The 19,310-nt window shown below is 71.9% G+C and carries 9 protein-coding genes; all 9 read right to left on the reverse strand.

Annotated elements, in window-relative coordinates; all coding sequences use genetic code 11:
• Positions 1-17: 17 nt before the first annotated feature.
• Genes ACTWP8_RS02975 through ACTWP8_RS03015 form a run of 9 tightly spaced genes read right to left on the reverse strand, consistent with a single transcriptional unit; the run spans position 18 to position 19,294 of the window.
• Positions 18-860, reverse strand: a complete 843-nt coding sequence (locus tag ACTWP8_RS02975; protein WP_443320575.1) for a homoserine O-acetyltransferase/O-succinyltransferase family protein — start codon at positions 858-860, stop codon at positions 18-20.
• Positions 857-4,840 (reverse strand): non-ribosomal peptide synthetase, encoded by a 3,984-nt coding sequence (locus tag ACTWP8_RS02980; RefSeq protein ID WP_443320576.1) that lies wholly within the window; start codon positions 4,838-4,840, stop codon positions 857-859. The genes ACTWP8_RS02975 and ACTWP8_RS02980 overlap by 4 nt, the downstream gene beginning before the upstream one ends.
• Positions 4,841-4,850: 10 nt before the next feature.
• Entirely contained in the window at positions 4,851-6,206 is a 1,356-nt protein-coding gene (glyA, locus tag ACTWP8_RS02985) for a serine hydroxymethyltransferase (RefSeq protein ID WP_443320577.1), read from the reverse strand.
• A 23-nt stretch (positions 6,207-6,229) separates the two neighbouring features.
• Complete coding sequence (locus tag ACTWP8_RS02990; protein ID WP_443320578.1) at positions 6,230-10,117, reverse strand: condensation domain-containing protein; 3,888 nt, start codon at positions 10,115-10,117, stop codon at positions 6,230-6,232.
• A gap of 10 nt (positions 10,118-10,127) precedes the next feature.
• Positions 10,128-16,415: an amino acid adenylation domain-containing protein gene (locus tag ACTWP8_RS02995; protein WP_443320579.1), complete on the reverse strand. Its 6,288-nt coding sequence runs from the start codon at positions 16,413-16,415 to the stop codon at positions 10,128-10,130.
• Positions 16,416-16,453: 38 nt separating this feature from the next.
• Positions 16,454-17,161 (reverse strand): thioesterase II family protein, encoded by a 708-nt coding sequence (locus tag ACTWP8_RS03000; protein ID WP_443320580.1) that lies wholly within the window; start codon positions 17,159-17,161, stop codon positions 16,454-16,456.
• Positions 17,158-17,385 carry an MbtH family protein gene (locus ACTWP8_RS03005; RefSeq protein ID WP_443320581.1) on the reverse strand — a complete coding sequence of 76 codons (228 nt, stop codon included), beginning with the start codon at positions 17,383-17,385 and terminating at the stop codon, positions 17,158-17,160. Before ACTWP8_RS03005 ends, ACTWP8_RS03000 begins: the two co-directional genes overlap by 4 nt.
• A gap of 12 nt (positions 17,386-17,397) precedes the next feature.
• Positions 17,398-18,525: a branched-chain amino acid aminotransferase gene (locus tag ACTWP8_RS03010; protein ID WP_443320582.1), complete on the reverse strand. Its 1,128-nt coding sequence runs from the start codon at positions 18,523-18,525 to the stop codon at positions 17,398-17,400.
• A 4-nt stretch (positions 18,526-18,529) separates the two neighbouring features.
• Positions 18,530-19,294 (reverse strand): 2OG-Fe(II) oxygenase, encoded by a 765-nt coding sequence (locus tag ACTWP8_RS03015; RefSeq protein WP_443320583.1) that lies wholly within the window; start codon positions 19,292-19,294, stop codon positions 18,530-18,532.
• Positions 19,295-19,310: the final 16 nt, after the last annotated feature.

The following is a 19,310-nucleotide window of genomic DNA, read 5'->3' on the forward strand; positions in this document are numbered from 1 at the left end:
AGTGCACACTCCTCGGATCAGACCTGCGACGGTGCGGCGGTGGCTGACGCGGCGTGGCCGTGGCCCGCGCGCTTGCGCTCGGCGGCGAGCTGCAGCCACGCGGCGAAGAACGCCCGGTTGTTGGCGCGCCAGCGGTTCACCGGGCGGTCGGGGTCGTAGTTGACCGGCACGGGCGGTGAATCGCCCCGCTTCAGGGCGCTGTGGTACTCCTGCGCCAGCCGTTCGGTCGGGTAGTCCTGATGTCCTTGCAGCATCAGGTGCGCGCCGTCCGCGGACACGACGGTGGTGTGGCCGCTCTCCCGGCACCAGTCGAGCGGAATCAGCCGGCCCTCTTTCACCGCCTCGGCGAAGGGCTCCGGCTCCAGTTGGGCGTACCGGCTCTGCGGCAGCCAGTAGCGGTCGTCGAGACCGCGCATGAGCGGGTGCTCGGGGGCCAGGTTCGTCATCTCGAAGACCCCGGACACCTTGGCCGGGAAGTGGAGCTTCTCGATGCCGTAGAACACCTTCCCCACCACCTGCGCGCCCCAGCAGACACCGGCGAGCGAGCCGACCCGGCCGTCGGCGTCGCGCAGGGTCTCCACGACCTCGTCCCAGTAGGTGGCCGCGGTGAAGTCCGGGTTGAGGTCCATCGCCGCGCCGGTGAGCAGGAGCGCGTCGCAGTCGTCGAGGTCGGTCTCGTCGTAGAAGCGGTGAGTGGCCTCCAGGATCTCCTGGTTGCTGCTGCGGTACGGGTGGTTGCGGACGCGGATCCACCGCACATCGGTGCCGGGCGGCAGCACACCGGCCATGTAGTCGAGGTAGATCTCGGCCTGCGGCATCAGGTTGATCACCGCGAGGCGGGGGCTGGAGGTCGTGCTCATGCGGTCACCTCGGACTGCGACGGGACGGTCGGATCGGTCGGGTCAGTTGGGTCGGTCGAAGCGATGGGGCTGGTGGGGTCGAGCGCGGCGAGCAGGCGGTCGGCCACGTCCCGCGGATGTTCACGGACGAAGTAGTGGTCGCCGGTGAGCACCACGAGTTCGTGCCGCGGGGCGATCAGGCCCCAGTTCCGCCAGCCGTCCGCGTAGTCCTCCGTGAGCGGGTCGCTGTCGCCGATCAGGCAGGTCAGCGGGGTGCGCAGCCGGTCGTCCGGCCGGGCGAGCGCCTGCCGGAAGTAGCGCCGCGCCTCGCCGCCGTCGTGCCGCAGCAGCCGGCCGATGACGCGCGCCTCGCCCTCGCTCAGGTCGCTGAAGCCGCCCAGCCGGGCGAAGCTCTCGGCCAGTTCCACATCGCTCAGCGCGGCGAACGGGTCCTCCTCGAGCTCCGCGACGCCTCCCGGCGGGTAGGAGGCGGCCACGACGAGACCGCGCAGGTCCAGGCCCTCCCCCTCCAGCCGGCGGGCGATCTCGGTGGCCAGCGCGACGCCACCGCAGTGCCCGTACACCAGCAGCGGACGGTCCTTCAGCTCACGCGCCGAGCCGATCACCGCGTCCGCGACCGCCTCGATCGGCTGCGGCGCCTCGTCGGTCCCGTCGTGCTCATGGCCGGGCAGCCGCACGGCGTACACCGCGAGCCGGTCCTCCAGGGCGTCGGCCAGCGGCTGGTACACGCCCGCGTGCCCGCCGCCGTACGGCACACAGATGACCGCGGGCGCCGGATCGGTCGTGCTGAGCCGGACCAGCGCCTCCCGGTCGCGCTGCCCCTGGCCGAGGTGCTCGGCCAGGGCCCGCACGCTGCGGTACTGGTAGAGCGCGGTGATGGGAACGGCGTGGCCGGGCACGCGGCAGGCGCGCAGCGCCTTGAGCGAGTTGCCGCCCATGTCGAAGAAGCTGGTCTCCACGTCGAGTTCGGCGGCGTCGATGCCCAGTACTCCGGCCCAGTGCCCGGCCAGCGCGGTCTCCAGCTCGGTGGCCGGCGCGGCGCGGTCCTTCGTCGTGGCCGCGAACTGGGGGGCGGGCAGTTCGCGGCGGTTCACTTTGCCGTTCGAGCTGAGCGGCAGCCGCTCCAGCCGGACGAACGCCTCGGGGACCAGGTGCTCGGGCACCCGCCCGCGCAGCCAGGTGCGCAGCTCCGCCTGCAGCGCGTCGTCCGCACCCTGCTCGTCGGTCACCACGTAGGCCGCCAGCCTGCGGTCGCCCGACGGGTCGGTCGGCGCGGCCACCAGGCAGGTGTCCACCCGCGGGTGCTCGCGCAGCACCGCCTCGATCTCGCCCAGCTCGATACGGATACCGCGGATCTTCACCTGGAAGTCGATCCGGCCGAGCAGTTCGATCGTGCCGTCCGGACCGAACCGGGCCAGGTCACCGGTGCGGTAGAGCCGTTCGCCCGGCCGCGTGGGCCACGGGTGCGGCACGAACTTCTCGGCCGTCAGCTCCGGCCTGCGCAGGTACCCGGCGGCCATGCCGACGCCGCCGAGGTGGAGCTCACCGGGCACGCCGACCGGTGCCGGCTCCATCCGGCTGTCCAGGATGTACGCCGTCTGGTTCGCCATCGGCGTGCCGTACGGGATGCTGCGCCAGGCCGGGTCGACCGCGCCGACCGGATACGTCACCGAGTCCACCGACAGCTCGGTGGCCCCGCCCGCGCTGACGAACTGCACCGAGGGGAAGGCGGCGCGGACCCGGTCGGGCTGGGTCAGCGGAATCCAGTCGCCGTCCAGCACCGCCAGCCGCAAGGTGTCCCGCTGGTACGGGAGTTCCGCGGTGACGTCGAGCAGCGCGTCCATCAGCGCGGGGGCCGAGTGCCACAGGGTGATGGACTCCCGGCCGATCAGCTCCAGCCAGTGCTCGGGGTCCTTGTCCCGGCCGGCGTCGGGGAACACCAGGCAGCCGCCCGCGTTGAGGCTGCAGAACAGGTCGCACACCGAGATGTCGAAGCTGAGGGAGGACACGCACAGCGTGCGGTCCTCAGGCCCCATGCCGAAGCGCCTGCAGTAGTCCTCGACGTTGTTGATCCGCCCGCGGTGGTCGAGCATCACTCCCTTCGGCTGCCCTGAGGAGCCGGAGGTGTAGATGACGTACGCGAACGCGTCGGGCGACACGGTCGGGTCGAGCGGTGTGGTGGGCTGCGCGGCGATGGCGGGCCAGTCGGTGTCCAGCGCGCGCAGCGGCAGTGCGAGCTCGCTCGCCACTCCGCTCGCCACCTCGGCGCCGCGCCCCCAGGTCAGCAGGGCGCGCAGCCGGGAGTCCTCGACCATGTAGCGGATGCGACCCGCCGGATAGGACGGGTCCAGCGGTACGTACGCGGCCCCGGCCTTCATCACGCCGAGCATGCCGACCACGGTGGCGGTGGACTTCTCGGTGCACAGGCCGACCCGGTCGCCCGGCCGCACCCCCAGCTCGACGAGCTGCCGGGCCAGCTGGTTGGCGCGCGCGTCCAGTTCGGCGTACGTGAGGCGGCCGTCTCCTGCGATCACCGCGGGCTGGTCGGGCCGGATCGCGGCCTGCCGCTCGGCGAGCCCGTGCAGCGTGCGGTCCAGGTCGAACGGCTGGGCGGTCGCGTTCCACTCCTGCAGAATCCGTTCGGCGTGCGGACCGGCGACCGTCTCGATCTCCCACAGGAACCGGTCGGGTTCGCTGCCGAGGCGCTCCAGCAGCAGCCGGAGCTGGTCGAGCATCGCGCGGGCGATCTCGTCGTCCAGCCGGTGCTGGTAGTAGGTGAGCACCAGCATCACCTGGTCGCCGGGGAAGGCCCGTACCGCGACCGGGTAGTTGGTCGGGCCGCTCCAGTCGTAGTCGGTCAGCCGGATGCCGCCCCAGCTCTCGGTGTGGCCGTCGTCGAGCGGGTAGTTCTGGAAGCTCAGCAGGGTCTCGAACAGCGGCTTGCCGCGCTCGATCCCGGACAGCTCCTGGACTCGGGCCAGTCCGGTGAACTGGTGCGACTGCAGGCGGAACAGGTCGCGCTGGATCTCGGTCAGCCAGTCCGACACCCGGCGCCGCGGGTCGATGCGCACCCGCAGCGGCACCGCGTTGATGAACAGGCCGACCATCTGCTCCACGCCGGTCAGCTCCGGCGGGCGGCCGGCGGTGGTGGAGCCGAACAGCACCTCCTCCTCACCGCTGTACGCACCGAGCAGCCGGGCCCAGGCGGCGTGCGCCAGCGCGCTGAGCGAGACGCCCAGGCGCGAGCACTGCTCCTGTACGGTCGCGCTGGTGTCCCGGTCGAGCGTGACCGACAGGGTGACCTCGTTGCCGCTGCCGCCCTCGTGGACGCCCTGACCGCGGTCCACCGTGAGCCGGGTCGGTGCGGAGAAGCCGCGCAGATAGTCCTGCCAGAACCGCTCGTCGGCCTCCTTGTCGCGCTCGCCCAGGTAGCGGATGAAGTCGCCGAAGGGGCGCGCCGGTTCGAGCGAGAGCGGCCTGCCGTCGCGCACCAGCGAGGCGTAGCACTCCAGCGCCTCGTGCAGCACCAGGCCGAAACTCCACCCGTCGAGCAGGATGTGGTGGTGGCTCCAGACGAACTGGTGGGTCTCGTCGTCGACCTGGCGCGCGATCAGCCGCATCAGCGGCGCCCGCGCCATGTCGAAGCCGCGCTGCTGGTCGTCGAGGAGGAGCTGCCGCCAGTCGCTCTCGGGGTCCGGCCGGCCACGCCAGTCCGCCCAGTCCAGCGGTACGTGGACCGACCGGCCGACGACCTGGACCGGTTCCTTCAGCTGCTTCCAGGCAAAGGCGGTGCGCAGTACGGGGTGGCGTGCCACGACCCAGTTCCAGGCCTGTTCGAAGGCAGCCCGGTCGAGCGGACCCTTGATACGGCACCGGATCTGCTCGAAGTAGGTCGGCTCGCCGGGCCGGCTCAGCGTGTGGAACAGCAGGCCCTGCTGCAAGGGGGAAAGCGGATAGGCCGCTTCGACGTTCTTCGCCATGCCCAGCTCCCTAACGGTCCTCGGTCTGCGGTGCCGTGGCGTACGGCAGCGGGAAGCCGCGGCAGAGTTCCCGTACGGCAGTCGTCACCTTCTCGCGTACGCCGTCGGGCAGTTCGAAGCCGCCGTCGGGCAGGGCGCGGGTGTTGGTGAGCACCGTGTCGATCAATTCGGCGCACCGCGCCATTTCGGCCGGGCCCATCCGGCGCAGCGCAACGGTGTTGCTGCCCAGGCGCACGCCGCTGGCGGTCGTGGCCCCGCGGGTGTCGCCGGGGATCTTGTTCTTGTTGACGAGGATGTCGCAGGCCTCCAGCGCCCGTTCCGCGACGACGCCGTTGAGCCCGGACGGCACCCGGAACAGCACGATGTGGTTGTCGGTGCCGCCGCCTATCACCTCGTAGCCGCGCTGTATCAGCCCGTCGGCGAGCGCGTCGGCATTGGTGCGGATGCGCTGGGCCAGCTCGCGGAAGCCCGGTTCCAGCAGCCGGCCGAGGGCACGCGCCTTGGCGGCGATGGTGTGGACCTCAGGGGATCCCTGCATCATCGGGAACACCGCGCTCTGAATGCGCTGCGACAGCGTGCGGCTGCCGTCGTCGCTCAGCGCGTCGGCGTCGCTGCCCATCATGATCAGCCCGCCGCGCGGACCGTAGAGCTGCTTGAAGGTGCAGGTGGTGGTGAAGTGCGCGTGGTCGATGGAGCTCGGGTGCAGACCGGCGGCGATCAGTCCCGCGATATGGGTGACGTCGGCCAGCACGTACGCGTCCACCTCGTCGGCGATGGCGCGGATGCGCTCGAAGTCGATCACCCGGGTGTAGGAGGTGGTGCCGCAGACGATCAGCCGGGGGCGGTGCGCCTGCGCGAGCTCGCTCAGCTGCCGGTAGTCGATCAGGCCCTGGTCGTCGAGCCCGTAGCTGTGCACCTTGAACAGCTTGCCGCTCAGGTTGACCGGGGAGCCGTGGGTCAGATGGCCGCCCTGGTCCAGCGCCATGCCCAGGATGGTTTCGCCGGGCTGGAGCAACGACTGCATCACCGTGTGGTTGGCGAAACTGGCGCAGTGCGGCTGCACGTTGACGTAGCGGGCCCCGAAGACCCGCTTGGCCCGGTCGATCGCCAGTTGCTCGGCCTGGTCGACGTAGTGGCAGCCGGCGTGGTAGCGCTTGCCCGGATACCCCTCGGCCGTGACGTTGACGATGCTCGATCCGGCCACCGCCATCACCGAGGAGTCGGTGCCGCCACTGGACGCGACGAGCGACAGCGACTCGGTCTGCCGCTGGTGTTCGCGCTCGAGCAGCTCGAACATCTCCGGGTCATCGCGGCGCAGCGTATCGATGCCCTGGCTCAGGTAGTGCCCGATAGTGCTGGATTGCATGGCTGTCTCCTTGCGGTCCCGGCTCACCATGCGTCGTCGTCATGGAGGAGGGTGTGGATGGATTCGTGGGGGTTGGTGAGACCGGCCTCGACCAGGGCCGTCCAGTCCTGACAGAAGCTGCGGATCGTCGCTTCCTCGAACAGCGCGGTGCGGTAGGCGAAGATCCCGGAAAGCCCGCCGTCGCCGGTTTCCCAGAGGACGGCCGACAGGTCGAACCAGGACACCGAGCCCTCGGTCCGGAACGGCCGCAGGGGTGTCCCGCCCAGCCGGTGTTCGGCGTTCTGCCCCGGACCGCCGCCCTGCAGGGACAGCAGGGTCTGCACCAGCGGGGGCCGGGAGGCGTCTCCCGCGGCGCCGAGCTGTTCCACCATCAGGTCGAACGGGTAGCGCTGGTGGGCGAAGGCACCGGACAGCGCCGCCCGCACCCGCTCGAACAGGGTGCCGAAACCGGGGTCGCCGCTCGCGTCGATGCGCACCGGCAGGGTGTTGATGAAGCACCCCGGCAGTTGCTCGGCCTCGGCGTGATGGCGGCCGGCCACCGGCACGCCGATCAGGAAGTCCTCGGCCTGGCTCACCCGTGCCAGCCAGGCGGCGTAGCCGGTCAGCAGCCAGGTGAAGAGCGTGCCGCCCGCGCCACGGGCGGCCTCGCGCACCCGCGTCACCAGCTCGGCCGGCATGCTCAGCGTGAGCCAGGCGCCGCGGTAGTCCTGCTGCGCCCCGTGCGGGAAGTCGGTGGGCAGCGGCAGTTCCGTCGCCACTCCGGCGAGCTTTTCCTGCCAGTAGCGGGCGTCCTCCGCGTGGGCGGGGCTCTCGTCGAGCCGGCGCTCCCAGGCGGCCCAGTCGGTGAACTGCAGGGCCGGCGCGGGGACCGGCGACGCCTCGCCTCGGCTCAGCGCTTCGTAGTCCCGGGTCAGTTCGGTCAGCAGCAGGTTCATCGACCACTCGTCACAGATGGCGTGGTGCAGGACGAGCTGGAACCAGCCGCGAGCGGGGTCGGTGCGGTCGGTCAGCAGGAGTGCGCGCGCGGCCCCGGCCTCGGCCAGGTCGAACGGCTCGGCCGCGTGCTCCCGCAGGTGCGCTGCGACGTCCTCCTGTGCGCTGTCCACGGCTGTCGCGGTGAAGTCGAAGGTGCCGGCGGGTTCGACGTGCTGGGTCAGCTCGCCGTCGACCAGCACCAGCCGGGTGCGCAGGATGCCGTGCCGCGCCACCAGCCCGTCCAGTGCCTGCCGCAGCGCCCCGGCGTCGACCGGCCCGTCCAGGACGAAGGTGTTGCCGACGTTGTAGGCACCGGCCTTCGGGTCGAGTTGCTGCAGCAGCCACATGCGGCGCTGGGAGTGGGTGGCCGGGGCGTGGGTGCGCGACGGCTCGGCCTTCGGCCCCACGTCGGGCTTCGGCCCCGGGCCGGCCTCCTGCGCCCGCGCCGGCGACTCCAGGTGCGCGGCCAGCTGGTGCAGGCGCGGATAGTCGTAGACCGCATCGAACGGCAGCGTGACACCGAAGTCCCGCTCGACGGCGTTGTCCATCTGGGTCTGCATCAGCGAGTCGCCGCCGAGGTCGAAGAAGTCGTCCTCCCGGCTGACGGTCTCGGTGTCGAGCAGGGCGCACCAGATCGCCGCGAGCTTGCGTTCGGCCTCGGTGCCACCGCCCTCCGTCAGCCGGTTGACCTGCTCCGGCTCCGCTTCGGGCGACTCCACAGGTGTGCTCGGCGGCCGGCCTGCCGCGTACGGCTGCTCGACCCAGCAGCGGGTCGGTTCGAACAGCGCGGTCGGCACCCAGGTGCGGCGGCCGTACCCGCCGAGGAACCGGACGCAGCGCGCCCAGTCGACCGTCACACCGGCACGGTGCAGCGCGGCCAGAAGGTCCAGCAGCTGTTCACGCGGGTCCCCCTGCGCGGTCGTACCGGGTTCGATGAGTACGCCCCGGTAGCGCGGCGCCAGTTCACCGGCCAGCTTCGAAAGCTGTCCCGGCCAGGGCGCGACGAACACCGGGTCGCCCTGCGCGCTGATGGTGGCGAAGGCGGCCTCGGTACGCGCGGCGTCCGGTGGCGCCACGGTGCCGAGCCCGGCCGGCGCGCCCGCGGCCGTGCGCAGGTCCGACTCCCCGCGCAGGACGTCCACCAGCAGGTTGCCGCTGCCGTGGCCGATCAGGATGCGGTCGGAGAGGCCCGCTTCGAGCAGCGCCTGGACCAACGTGAGCTTGGCGAGGAGAAGTTCGGCGCCTGCCTTCTCGGCCGGTGTGGCGTCCGCGAGGGACGTGCGGTGCCGCTCCTGCCAGGTCTTCAGCGCCGGGAAGGCGTCCAGCCAGGCCCGCACCGCCTCCGCGCCGGGCTCGCCCTCGTGCGGCAGCAGCAGGATCGGTGCGGTGGAGTCCGGTGCGTGGGTGACCCCTTCACCGCCCCCGGCCAGCTGCTCCAGCGCCTCGATCGCCTCTTGGGCGTTCCCTGCCGGTACGGCCGCGCGCCACCGCTCGTGGTCGCGCCCGGCCGCCTGCACCCAGGCCAGGTCGGCCAGCGCCGACGGATCTGCACGCCTCCGAAGGTGCGCGGCCAGCCGTCCCGCGTGCCGGCGCAGCGCGCTCTCGCTGCGCGCGGACACCGGCACCAGCACCGTACGGCCCGGCTCCGGAGCGCTGTCCCGGCGGCCCTGCGGTGCCTGCTCCACGACCAGGTGCACGTTGGTGCCGGTGAGGCCGAACGCGCTGACCCCGGCGCGGCGCTGCGCGGGCGCGTCCCACGGCTCGGTGCGCGAGGACAGGCGCAGCGCGGACTTCTCCGTCTCCAGCAGCGGGTTGGGCTCGGTGAAGTGGGCCGAGGCGTACCGCCGCCCGGTCTTGACCGCCACCACCGCCTTGAGCAGGCCTGCCGCACCGGCCGCCGAGTCGAGATGGCCGAGGTTGGACTTGACCGAACTGAGCACGCAGAACTGCGTGCGGTCGGTCCGCCGGGCGAAGGCGGACGACAGCGCCTGGAACTCGATGGGGTCGCCCAGCCGGGTTCCGGTGCCGTGCGCCTCGATCAGGCCCAGGGAGTTCGGGTGCACGCCCGCGGTGCGCCAGGCCTCGAGCAGCAGCTCCTCCTGCGCCTGGGCGCTGGGCGCGGCGAAGCCGTTGCTGCGGCCGCCGTCGTGGTTGCTCGCCCCGCCCAGGATCACCGCGTGGATCGGGTCGTCGTCCTCCTGCGCCCTGGCCAGGGGCTTGAGCAGGAACACGGCGCCGCCCTCGCCGAGCCCCGTGCCGTCCGCCGCGGCGTCGAAGCTGCGGGCCCGCCCGCCCGGCGACACGATGGACTCGTTGCCGGGTACGACGGCGGTCGGCGGACTGGACATCAGCCGTACGCCACCGGCCACGGCCCAGTCGGCGTCCCCCGCGGCGAGCCTGCGGCAGGCTTCGAGGACGGCGGCCAGCGAGGAGGAGCAGGCGGTGTCGACGGTCAGCGCCGGTCCGCGCAGGTCCAGCGTGTGCGCGACGCGGCCGGCCTGCGCGGCCGGCAGCAGCCCTGTGACCAGGGGTGCGGCGGCCGGATCGAGCAGCGCCGAATAGCTTTCGCTCGCGGCGCCGAAGACCACGGCGGTACGGCTGCCCTTCAGCTGCTCGAGCGCGTAACCGGAGTCCCAGATCGCCTGGCAGCTCAGTTGGAGCAGCAGGCGCTGCTGCGGGTCCATCTGCCGCGCCTCGCGCAGGGACAGGCCGAAGAAGGCGTGGTCGAAGGTGTCGATGCGCTCCAGCAGCGCGCATTCCGACAGCGGGACTTCGGCGTCGAGCCCGGCGTCGAGCCTGCGTGCGTCCGGCACCGGGCCGACCAGGTCGCGACCGGTGTCGAGCAGCTCGGCGAAGCCGGCCAGGTCGTCGCCGCTGCCCGGCAGCGCGGCCGCGATGCCGACGATGGCGATGGGTTGGGCTGGGGAACTGTGCATGGGACGGCCTCTACAGTCGGAAGCTGAGGTCGGTGGCGGGTGCCTGCGTGACGGCTCCGGTGTCCTCCAGGGCGGTGGCGATGGCGGCCACGGTGTTCAGGCGGAACAGGTCGACCAGCTTGAGCGCGCCGGAGTAGCGAGCGTCGAGCCGCTCGTACAGCCGGGTCAGGGTCAGCGAGGTGCCGCCGATGGCGAAGAAGCTGTCCTTGCGCCCGACGTCGGCGTGGGGCAGCAACTCCCGCCAGATCGCTGCGACCTCCTGCTCCAGCGGTCCGCGCGGCGGCTCGGTCACCCGGTCCGGTGGCCGGCGGTCCGCCGCCCGCCGGGTGAACGCCTTGCGGTCGAGCTTGCCGTTGCCGGTGAGCGGGAAGCTGTCGAGGCGCTCCAGCCAGGCGGGCACCATGTAGCCCGGCAGCCGGGCGGCGAGCGCGTCGCGCAGCGCCGCCGGGTCGATGCCCGCGGGCCCTGCGACGAAGCCGATCAGGTGCTGGTCCCCGCCGCTGCCGGACACCACGACGGCGGCGTCGGCGATCCGCGGGTCGAGTCCGGCCAGCACCCGCTCGACCTCGCCCAGTTCGATGCGGATGCCGCGCAGCTTGATCTGGTCGTCGATGCGGCCGAGGAACTCGATCTCCCCGGTGCCGGTCAGCCGGGCCAGATCGCCGGTGCGGTACAGCCGTTCGCCCGGTGTCGTGGCGTACGGGTGCGGTACGAACGTCGAGGCGGTCAGCTCGGGACGGTCCAGGTAGCCGCGGGCCAGGCCCTGTCCGCCCAGGTACAGCTCGCCGGGGACGCCGGGCGGCAGCACGTTCATCCCGGCGTCGAGGACGTAGGCCTGTGCCCCGGGGAAGGCCGTGCCGATGCTGGGCGCCTGTCCGGCGGGCAGGCCTTCGCAGTCCTGGATGCTGGAGCAGACGGTCGCCTCGCTCGGGCCGTACGCGTTCCACAGGTGGACCTGGCGCCCCACGCGCTGCACCAGCTCGGCCGGCAGGGCCTCACCGGCCAGGACCAGGTGCCGCAGGCTGCCGGGAAGCGTGTCCAGCATCGCAAGGTTGGACGGCGGCATGGTCAGGTGCGTGATGCCGCGTTCCTTCAGCGTGCCGGCCAGCGGGGCGCCGGGCAGCAGCGCGTCGGGGTGGGTCAGGTGCAGACAGGCCCCGGACAGCAGGCCCATCACGCACTCCCACACCGAGGCGTCGAACGAGTACGGCGCGTACTGCAGCACCTGCGCACCCGGGCCGACCGCGAAGCGGTCGCGGTGCAGGGCCTGGAGCTGCGCCAGGCCCCGGTGCGCCAGCAGCACTCCCTTCGGCCTGCCGGTCGAACCGGAGGTGTAGATCACGTAGGCCAGGTGCTCGGGCGTGAGGCCCGCGGGCGGCAGCGCACCCCCGGCGTCCGCCGCCGTGTTCGCGGACTCGTCGACCCGCAGGGCCGGTACGACGGCGGGGTCGAGCCGGCCGGCGAGGCGTGCGTCGGTCAGCTGCAACCGCACCCCGGCGTCCCGGGCGATCCAGGTCATGCGCTCGGCGGGCAGCCCGGGGTCGAGGCAGAGGAAGGCGCCACCGGCCTTGGCGACCGCCAGCATCGCGATCACCGAAGCCCGGGACCGCGGCAGGACGATGGCCACCCGGTCGTCCGGGCGTACGCCGTGCGCGAGCAGGCGCAGGGCCAGCCGGCCGGCCGCGGAGTCCAGCTCCCGGTAGCTCAGGGCCCCTTCGTCGTCGCGCAGCGCGGGCGCGTCCGGGTGGGCGGCGACCTGCGCGGCGAACAGGTCGGGCAGGGTGGCCGGTACGGGCGTCGCCTCGGGGCGTGCCTGCGCCAGCAGGGCCTGTTCCCGCGCGGGATCGCACAGCGGCAGGTGCCCCAGCGGCCGTTCGGGATGGCCGGCGGCCTGCGCGAGCAGCGCGTCGAAGCAGTCGGCGTAGCGCGCGACGGTGTCCTGCTCGAACAGGTCGGTGCGGTAGTCCCAGGTGGCGTGCCAGCCGTGCTCGTCGCGGCCGACCATGAGCGTCAGGTCGTACTGGGTGGCGACGGGCGGTACGTCGAGCGGGGTGCAGGTGAGCCCGGGCGGGTGGACCTGGGAGTCCTCCGCGTCGTCGAGCACGAACATGGTCTGGAACACCGGGGTGTGCTCGATGGTGCGCTCCGCCTCCAGCGCTGACACCACGAGTTCGAACGGCGTCTGCTGGTGGTCGAACGCCTCCAGGCAGCGCTGCCGGGTCTGCCCGAGCAGCTCGCCGAACGACGGCTCACCGCTCAGGTCGGCGCGCAGCGCCAGCGTGTTGAGCAGGCAGCCGACCAGCTCTTCCGTGCCTGACTGGTCGCGGCCTGCGATGGGCGTGCCCACCACGATGTCGTCCTGTCCCGACAGTCGTGCCATCAGGCCCTGATAGAGCGTCAGCATGGTGCTGAACGCGGTGGCTCCCGCGGTGCGGCCGACGGCGAGCAGCGCGTCCACCGCCTCGTCGGGCAGCCGCCGCATGAGCCGCGCGCCGCGGAACGACACGGCCTCTGCCGGGGGGTGGTCGAAGGCCAGTTGCAGCCGGTCCGGCAGTGCGGCCAGGCGGTCCTGCCAGTAGGCGAGGTCGCGCCGGATGGTCGCCGAGTGGTCCAGATGGTCGCGCTGCCACTCGCCGTAGTCGAGTACCGACAGGCTCGGTGCGGTGGAGACCGGGGAGCGGTCGAGCGCGGCCGCGTAGTCGGCGAACAGCTCGTTGAACAGCAACCGCAGCGACCAGGCGTCGGCCACGACGTGGTGGATCACCAATCCCAGTACCGAGCACGGCTTTCCGTCCGCGGTGGACGGTTCCTCGACCAGCAGCCAGCGCGCCGGCGGCTCGGTGGCCAGGTCGAAGGGGGTGGCGGCGGCGTCGCGCAGGACTCGCGTGGTGGTGGCCTCGTCGGTGGAGGTGAGCTCGTGCAGAAGCACCGGCTGGTTCGCCGCGGCCTGCTGGACGAGCCGGCCGTCGGGCCCGCGGTCGATACGCAGCCGCAGCGCGTCGTGCCGGTCGGTCAGCGCCTGCAGCGCGCGGCGCAGCGCGTCCCGGGAGAGCTCGCCCTCGATACGGACCGCCACGCCGATGTTCAGCATCGCGCTGCCCGGCCGCAGTTGCTCGACCAGCCACATGCGTTCCTGGGCGAAGGCGAGCGGTGCCGGTCCCGTACTCCTGCGGCGGCGCAGCGGCGGCAGTGCCGTCTCGTGTGCCAGCACCTGGTCGATCCGCGCCGCAAGCGCCCGCACCGAGCGGTTGTTGAAGATGTCGGACAGCGTGATCTCCGCGCCGAGCCGGTCCCGTACGGCCAGCATCAGCTGCATCGCCAGCAGCGAGTGCCCGCCCAGGGCGAAGAAGTCGGCGTCGGCGCCGAGCGGGCCGCTCCTGGTGAGCTGGGCCATCAGACCGGCCAGTTCGCGCTCGGTCCCCGTGGTCAGTGCCGCCTCGCCGCCGGTGTCGCGGGCCGGCTCCGGCAGCGCGGCGCGGTCGATCTTCCCGTTGGCGTTCAGCGGGAATTCGGGCAGCGGCATCCAGTACCGCGGCACCATGTAGTCGGGCAGCTCGGCCGCCAGTGCGGTGCGCAGCGCCTCGGCCTCGGCACCGCCGGTCCAGTAGCAGACCAGGTGGGGGGTGTCGGCGACCGTCCGCAGGGTCACCACCGCGTGCGTGACGCCGGGGACGGCCCGCGCGCGGCTCTCGATCTCTCCGGTCTCGATACGGAAGCCGCGCAGCTTGATCTGGTGGTCGTACCTGCCCAGGTAGCGCAGCTCGCCCGTCTCGGTCAGCCGTACGCGGTCGCCGGTGCGGTACATGCGCGCGCCGGGCCGGTCCGTGAACGGGTCGGGCAGGAAGCGTTCCGCCGTCAGGTCCGGCCGGTCCAGATAGCCCTGCGCCAGGCCCAGCCCGCCGAGGAACAGCTCGCCGTCGACGCCGACCGGTACCGGCATCAGCCGGTCGTCCAGCACGTACGCGTTGCTGCCCTCGACCGGCCGGCCGATAGACGGCTCCTCAGGCCGACCGCGGGGCACCTCGCACCAGGTCGAGTAGGTGGTGTCCTCGGAGGGGCCGTACAGGTTGTGCACGCGGACCGTCTCCGACTGCGCGTGCACGGAGTCGACCAGGGCGCGGGTGAGTGCCTCGCCCGCGAGGTTGACCACGCGGGTGGCCTCCGGCAGGGCACCGGCCCGCAGCAGCTCGGTCATCGCCGAGGGCACGGTGTTGATCAGGGTGGGCGGCGTGCCGGGCTGCTCGGTCAGCTGCAGGGCGTTGTCCACCAGCCGCAGCGAGCCGCCGACCGACAGCGGCAGGAACAGTTCGAACACCGACAGGTCGAAGCAGACCGAGGTGCCGGCCAGCACGACCGCCAGGTCCTCGGGGGCGAAGGAGCCGCGGGCCCAGCCGAGGAACGCGTGGAACGCGCGGTGCGTGATCGCCACACCCTTCGGCCGGCCGGTGGAGCCGGAGGTGTAGATCAGGTACGCGATCCGCTCGGGCGCCGAGGGCACGGCGGGCGGCAGTTCTGCGGTGGCGGGCACGGTCCGTATGTCCAGCGTGGGGCCCGCGTCCGCGGGAAGGACGTCCTGGGTGTCCGGCTCGGTGAGAATGAGCTTGCAGCGCGCGTCCTGGGCGATGAACAGCAGCCGGTCGCGCGGGTACGTCGCGTCCAGGGGTACGTACGCGGCGCCGCAGCGCAGGATCGCCTGCAGGGCGGCCACCAGGTCCGGTGTGCGGCGCAGGCAGACCCCGACGAAGTCGCCGGGCCGGACACCGGCCTGCTGCAGGGCGGTCTGGATCGCTCCGGTCCGTGCCGCCAGCGCGCCGTAGCCGATCGCCTGCTCGCCCGACCAGACGGCCGGTGCGTCCGGTTGCGCGACGGCCAGCTCCTGGAAGGCGGTCAGGGGGTCGAGCGAGGGCGGGGCCGCGCCGAACCGGCGGTGCTGCCGACGCAGTTCGCGTTCGGCCGGAGTGTGCAGGTCGAGGTCGGCCACCCGCCCGGTGGGCGCCTCGGTCATGGCCGTGAGAATCTGCTGCCAGTGCGTCAGCATGCGCGAGGCCTGCGACTCCCGGAGGCTCTCGGCCCGGAATTCCAGCGCCGCGAAGCAGCCGTGCTCCGGCTCGTCCGCGCCGGGCCGCAGGGCGTACGCCTTGTCGATCTGCAACAGCAGGTCGAACTTGGTGTGGTGGTGCTCCACGAACCACCGCGCCGCTTCCACGCCCGGGAGTTCCGGCAGTGGCTCCTCGTCCGGCTGGACGACCAGCATGGCCTGCAACGGCATTCCGCCCAGCCGCGCGGCCAGCTGGTCCAGCGGCACGTCGGCGTAGGTGTAGGCCTCCAGCGCCGCGTCCCGGACGCGGGCGATCAGGTCGGCCCAGCTGTCCTCGCGCGCCGTCCGGATGCGCAGCGGCAGCGTGTTGACGAACAGGCCGTACGTACTTCTCGCCGACGGGTGTTCGCGGCCGGCCGCGGGCAGTCCGATGACCAGGTCGTCCTGGCCGGTGTAGCGGGAGAGCAGCACCGCGTACGCCGCGGCGTAGAGCATGAAGGGCGTGGCGCCGTGTTCGACCGCGCGGCTTTCCAGCCGGGTGACGAGGGAAGCCGGGAGGGATACGCGAACGGTGCCGGCCGGCGCGGGTTCCGTAGCGGACGCACCGTCGGTCGGCAGGTCGAGGGCGAAGGACGCGCCGTCCAGCGCGGCGGCCGCGGAGTCGAGCTTGGCGGCGAAGCCGGGCGCATCGAGCCGCTTCCGCTCCTCGGCCACCGCCTCGCGGTAGTCCGCGGGCACAGTCTCCCAGTGCAGGGCGGTCCCGTCGCACTCAGCGCGGTACGCGGTGCCGAGATCGGCGAAGAACAGCCCGGCGGACCAGCCGTCGGTCACGATGTGGTGGGCGCAGAACGCCAGCACTCGTTCGTTCTCGCCCAGTTCCAGCAGGGTGATGCGGTGGACGGGACCCTGCGCCAGGTCGAAGCCGCGGGCGGTCTCCCCGGCGAGCCAGCGGGGGAGGTCGGCGCGGGCCACGGTCTGCCGGGCCAGCCGGAACGGCTGCGCGCCGGCCGGCAGGATGCGCTGCACCAGTCCGTCGTCGCGGTAGTCGAAGACGGCGCGCAGCTGGTCGTGCCGCTCGATCAGCGCGGCGAGCGCCCGCTCCAGCGCGTCGGCGTCGACCGGGCCGCGCAGCCAGATCGCCTCGGTTTCGGTGTAGGCGCGGCTGTCCGGATGCCGGTGCTGCAGGAACCACAGTCGCTGCTGTGCCGACGAGGCGGGAAAGGCGTCGCTGGGAGCGGGCTGGTTCTGTTCAGGATTCATCGCGCTACGTCCTCGAGTGGCTGGCGAGTCGGCTTCGGTCAGGACGCCGCGTTCAGTGCGTCGAGCATCAGGTCGGCGCGCACCGCACGGCAGATACGGGCGCGTTCGGAGTGGACGACGAAGTGGCCGCCGTCGTAGATGCGCACCTCGGTGTCGTCCGTGCCGCCCAGCTGGGCCCAGGCGGACAGATCCTCGGTGGACACGAACTGGTCGCGGCTCGCGCCGAACACGGTCAGCGGGCAGTGCACGCGTTCCCTGACCGGCTGGTAGGTCTCCACCACCTTGAAGTCGGCGCGCAGGATCGGCAGATACATCGACATCAGATCCGGGCTGGCGAGCACCTCGGGGGCGGTGCCGTTCAGCGCACCCAGTTCCGCGACCAGCTCCGCATCCGCCATCAGATGGCGGATGGGCTCCAGCCGCGGCAGGAACGGGGCCCGGGATCCGCCGACGAACAGCCGGCGCGGAGTCCGCCGGCGCTGCTGGAGGTGCAGGGTCAGCGCATAGGCCGCGGTGGAACCGAAGCTGTAGCCGAGCACGGCGAAGGTGTCTTCCGACAGGTCCTCGCACTGCTCGGCCAGTTCGGCGACCAGCGTCGGCATGTCCTCGATCAGCCGCTCGCCGAAGCGCGCACCCCGGCCCGGCAGCTCCGCGACGCGGACGTCGGCAGTCGGGGCGAGGGCTTCCTGCCAGCCCGCGAAAGCCTCGGTGCCGCCGCCCGCGTACGGAATGCAGAACAGGATCACGGCCGGTGACCGTCCGCCTCGGCGGATGCGGCCTGCTCGCGCAGGCTGCGCGGCCGCATGTCCGTCCAGTGCTCCCGGATGTGGTCGAGGCAGGCCTGCTTGCCGGTGGCCGGGGTACGGGCCTGCCAGCCCGCCGGGAGCTCCCGGTACGCCGGCCAGATCGAGTACTGCTCCTCGTCGTTGGTGACCACCAGGTACAACACGTCGTTCGTTTCCTGACTCATGTGCGCCGCGCCTTAGGAGTCGGAGCCGTTGGGGCTGGTGATGACGGGCCATTGCCAGTCGTCGGGTGCCGGGTCGATGCCGTGCTGGATGTCGAGCAGGCGCCGGCGCAGATCCGCCGCCGTCGACTGCGACGGCAGCTTCAGGCGCAGACCGGACTCGTCGCCGAGGAGCTCGACCGGTGCGACCACCGCGCCGGTGCCGCAGCCGAACAGCTCGATGTCCTCGCCGGAGCGGATGGCGTCGAGCAGCGCCTCGATCTCGATCTGCCGCTCCTCCATCGCGAGGCCGAAGGGCTTGGCGAGCTGGAGCAGGCTGTCGCGGGTGATCCCGGCCAGGATGGTGTCCGAGAGCGGCGGGGTCACCAGCTTGTCGCCCCAGCGCACGAAGACGTTCATCGCGGTGAACTCTTCGAGGTGGGTGTGGTTCACCGCGTCCAGCCACAGCAGTTGATGGAATCCGTGCTCGCGCAGCGGTGCGGCGGCCGCGAAGCTCGCCGCGTAGTTGCCGGCCGCCTTCACGCAGCCGGTGCCGCCCGCTCCGGCCCGGCTGTAGTGGCGTTCGATCCATGCCGAGATGGGCGCGGTGAAGAACGCGTCCGACGGCGTGGCCAGAATCAGGAAGCAGAATTCGGTGGAGGGTACGACCGACAGGTCCGCCGTGGCCCCGAACATGGTGGGGCGCAGGTAGAGCGACTGCCCGTGCCGGTCGGGCACCAGCGTGTCCAGGGTCCCCACCAGCTGTTCGAGCGCGCCGACGAACAGGCTCTCGTCGATCTCCGGCATGCCGAGGCGCAGCGCGGAGCGGTTGAACCGCCTGGCGTGCTCGTACGGCCGGAACAGCAGCGTGTTGCTGCCGGGGAAGGACGGGCCCAGGTTCCGGTAGGCCTTCATGCCCTCGAAGATGGCCTGCCCGTAGTGCAGTGCCTGGGTGTGCGGGGCCAGGTCCAGCGGGTCCAGGCCGGTCAGGCGCGGGGTTTCCCAGGCACCGTCGCGGTAGTACGCGATGGCCATGACCGGCGCCATCAGCCGCCCGAATCCCAGTGGGTCGGGCAGCTCCGTCCCCTTCAGCCGGTCCGCCAGTTCGGGCGGGAGCGCGGCGGACGGAGTGGATTGAGCCGGAAGGTTGGTTGCCGTTGACATTTCCTCAACTCCAGCAGCGCAGCGGCTGATCGGTTCCCGAATTACCCACGAATCCGGAAACGGTCATCCGGCGGCCACGCGTGATCTTGCGCACCGCGTGGGCGCACGTGGTGTTGACCATGACCAGATCGCCGACCTCCGGCGAAATCAGCAGTGACTCCTCGGGCAGCATGCTGCGCGGATATCCGTAGCTGCCCTCGTACTCGTCACGCAGGTCCTCATAGGCCTCGTCCGTGATGACGTGGTCCCAGGTTTCCAGCTCACCGCCTTCATCCGCGGTGTCCAGGTAAATGTTGACGCCGAGCTGGCTCACCAGGCGTACGGTGTCGTCTTCCTCCCCGATTTCGCGGTGCAGCACATCCTGGTGCGGCAGGGCTTCACTTCCGGTCCGCCACAACCGGGTGATGCCGAAAGGCATTTTGCGGCCCGACATCTTCATCAGGCCCGCACCACCGGGCCAGGCTTCGTCCAGGGCCAGCCGCAGCAGATCGACCGGAGAGGGGTAGGGCGCACTGAGGCGGCGCAGGCGCTGTTGCAGCGGCAGTGCCACATTGAAGTAGCGCTCCCGGCGTTCCTTGTCCTTCATGACGTTCCAGAAGGAGTCGATGTTGCTCTCGTAGATGCCGCCGCTGGCGGAGTCGTCAATCTCCTGGTACAGCAGTCCCGACAGGGACTTGGAATACATCGGGTCGTAGAAGCCCGGCACCCGGACGGCGATGTACTTGAGGTCGAAGAGATCTGCCAGGACCTGTTGGTCGAGGGATTCCACCGTGGCGAGTTTGTTG

It is taken from the genome of Streptomyces sp. 7N604 (assembly GCF_052245475.1).
Lineage (GTDB): Bacteria > Actinomycetota > Actinomycetes > Streptomycetales > Streptomycetaceae > Streptomyces.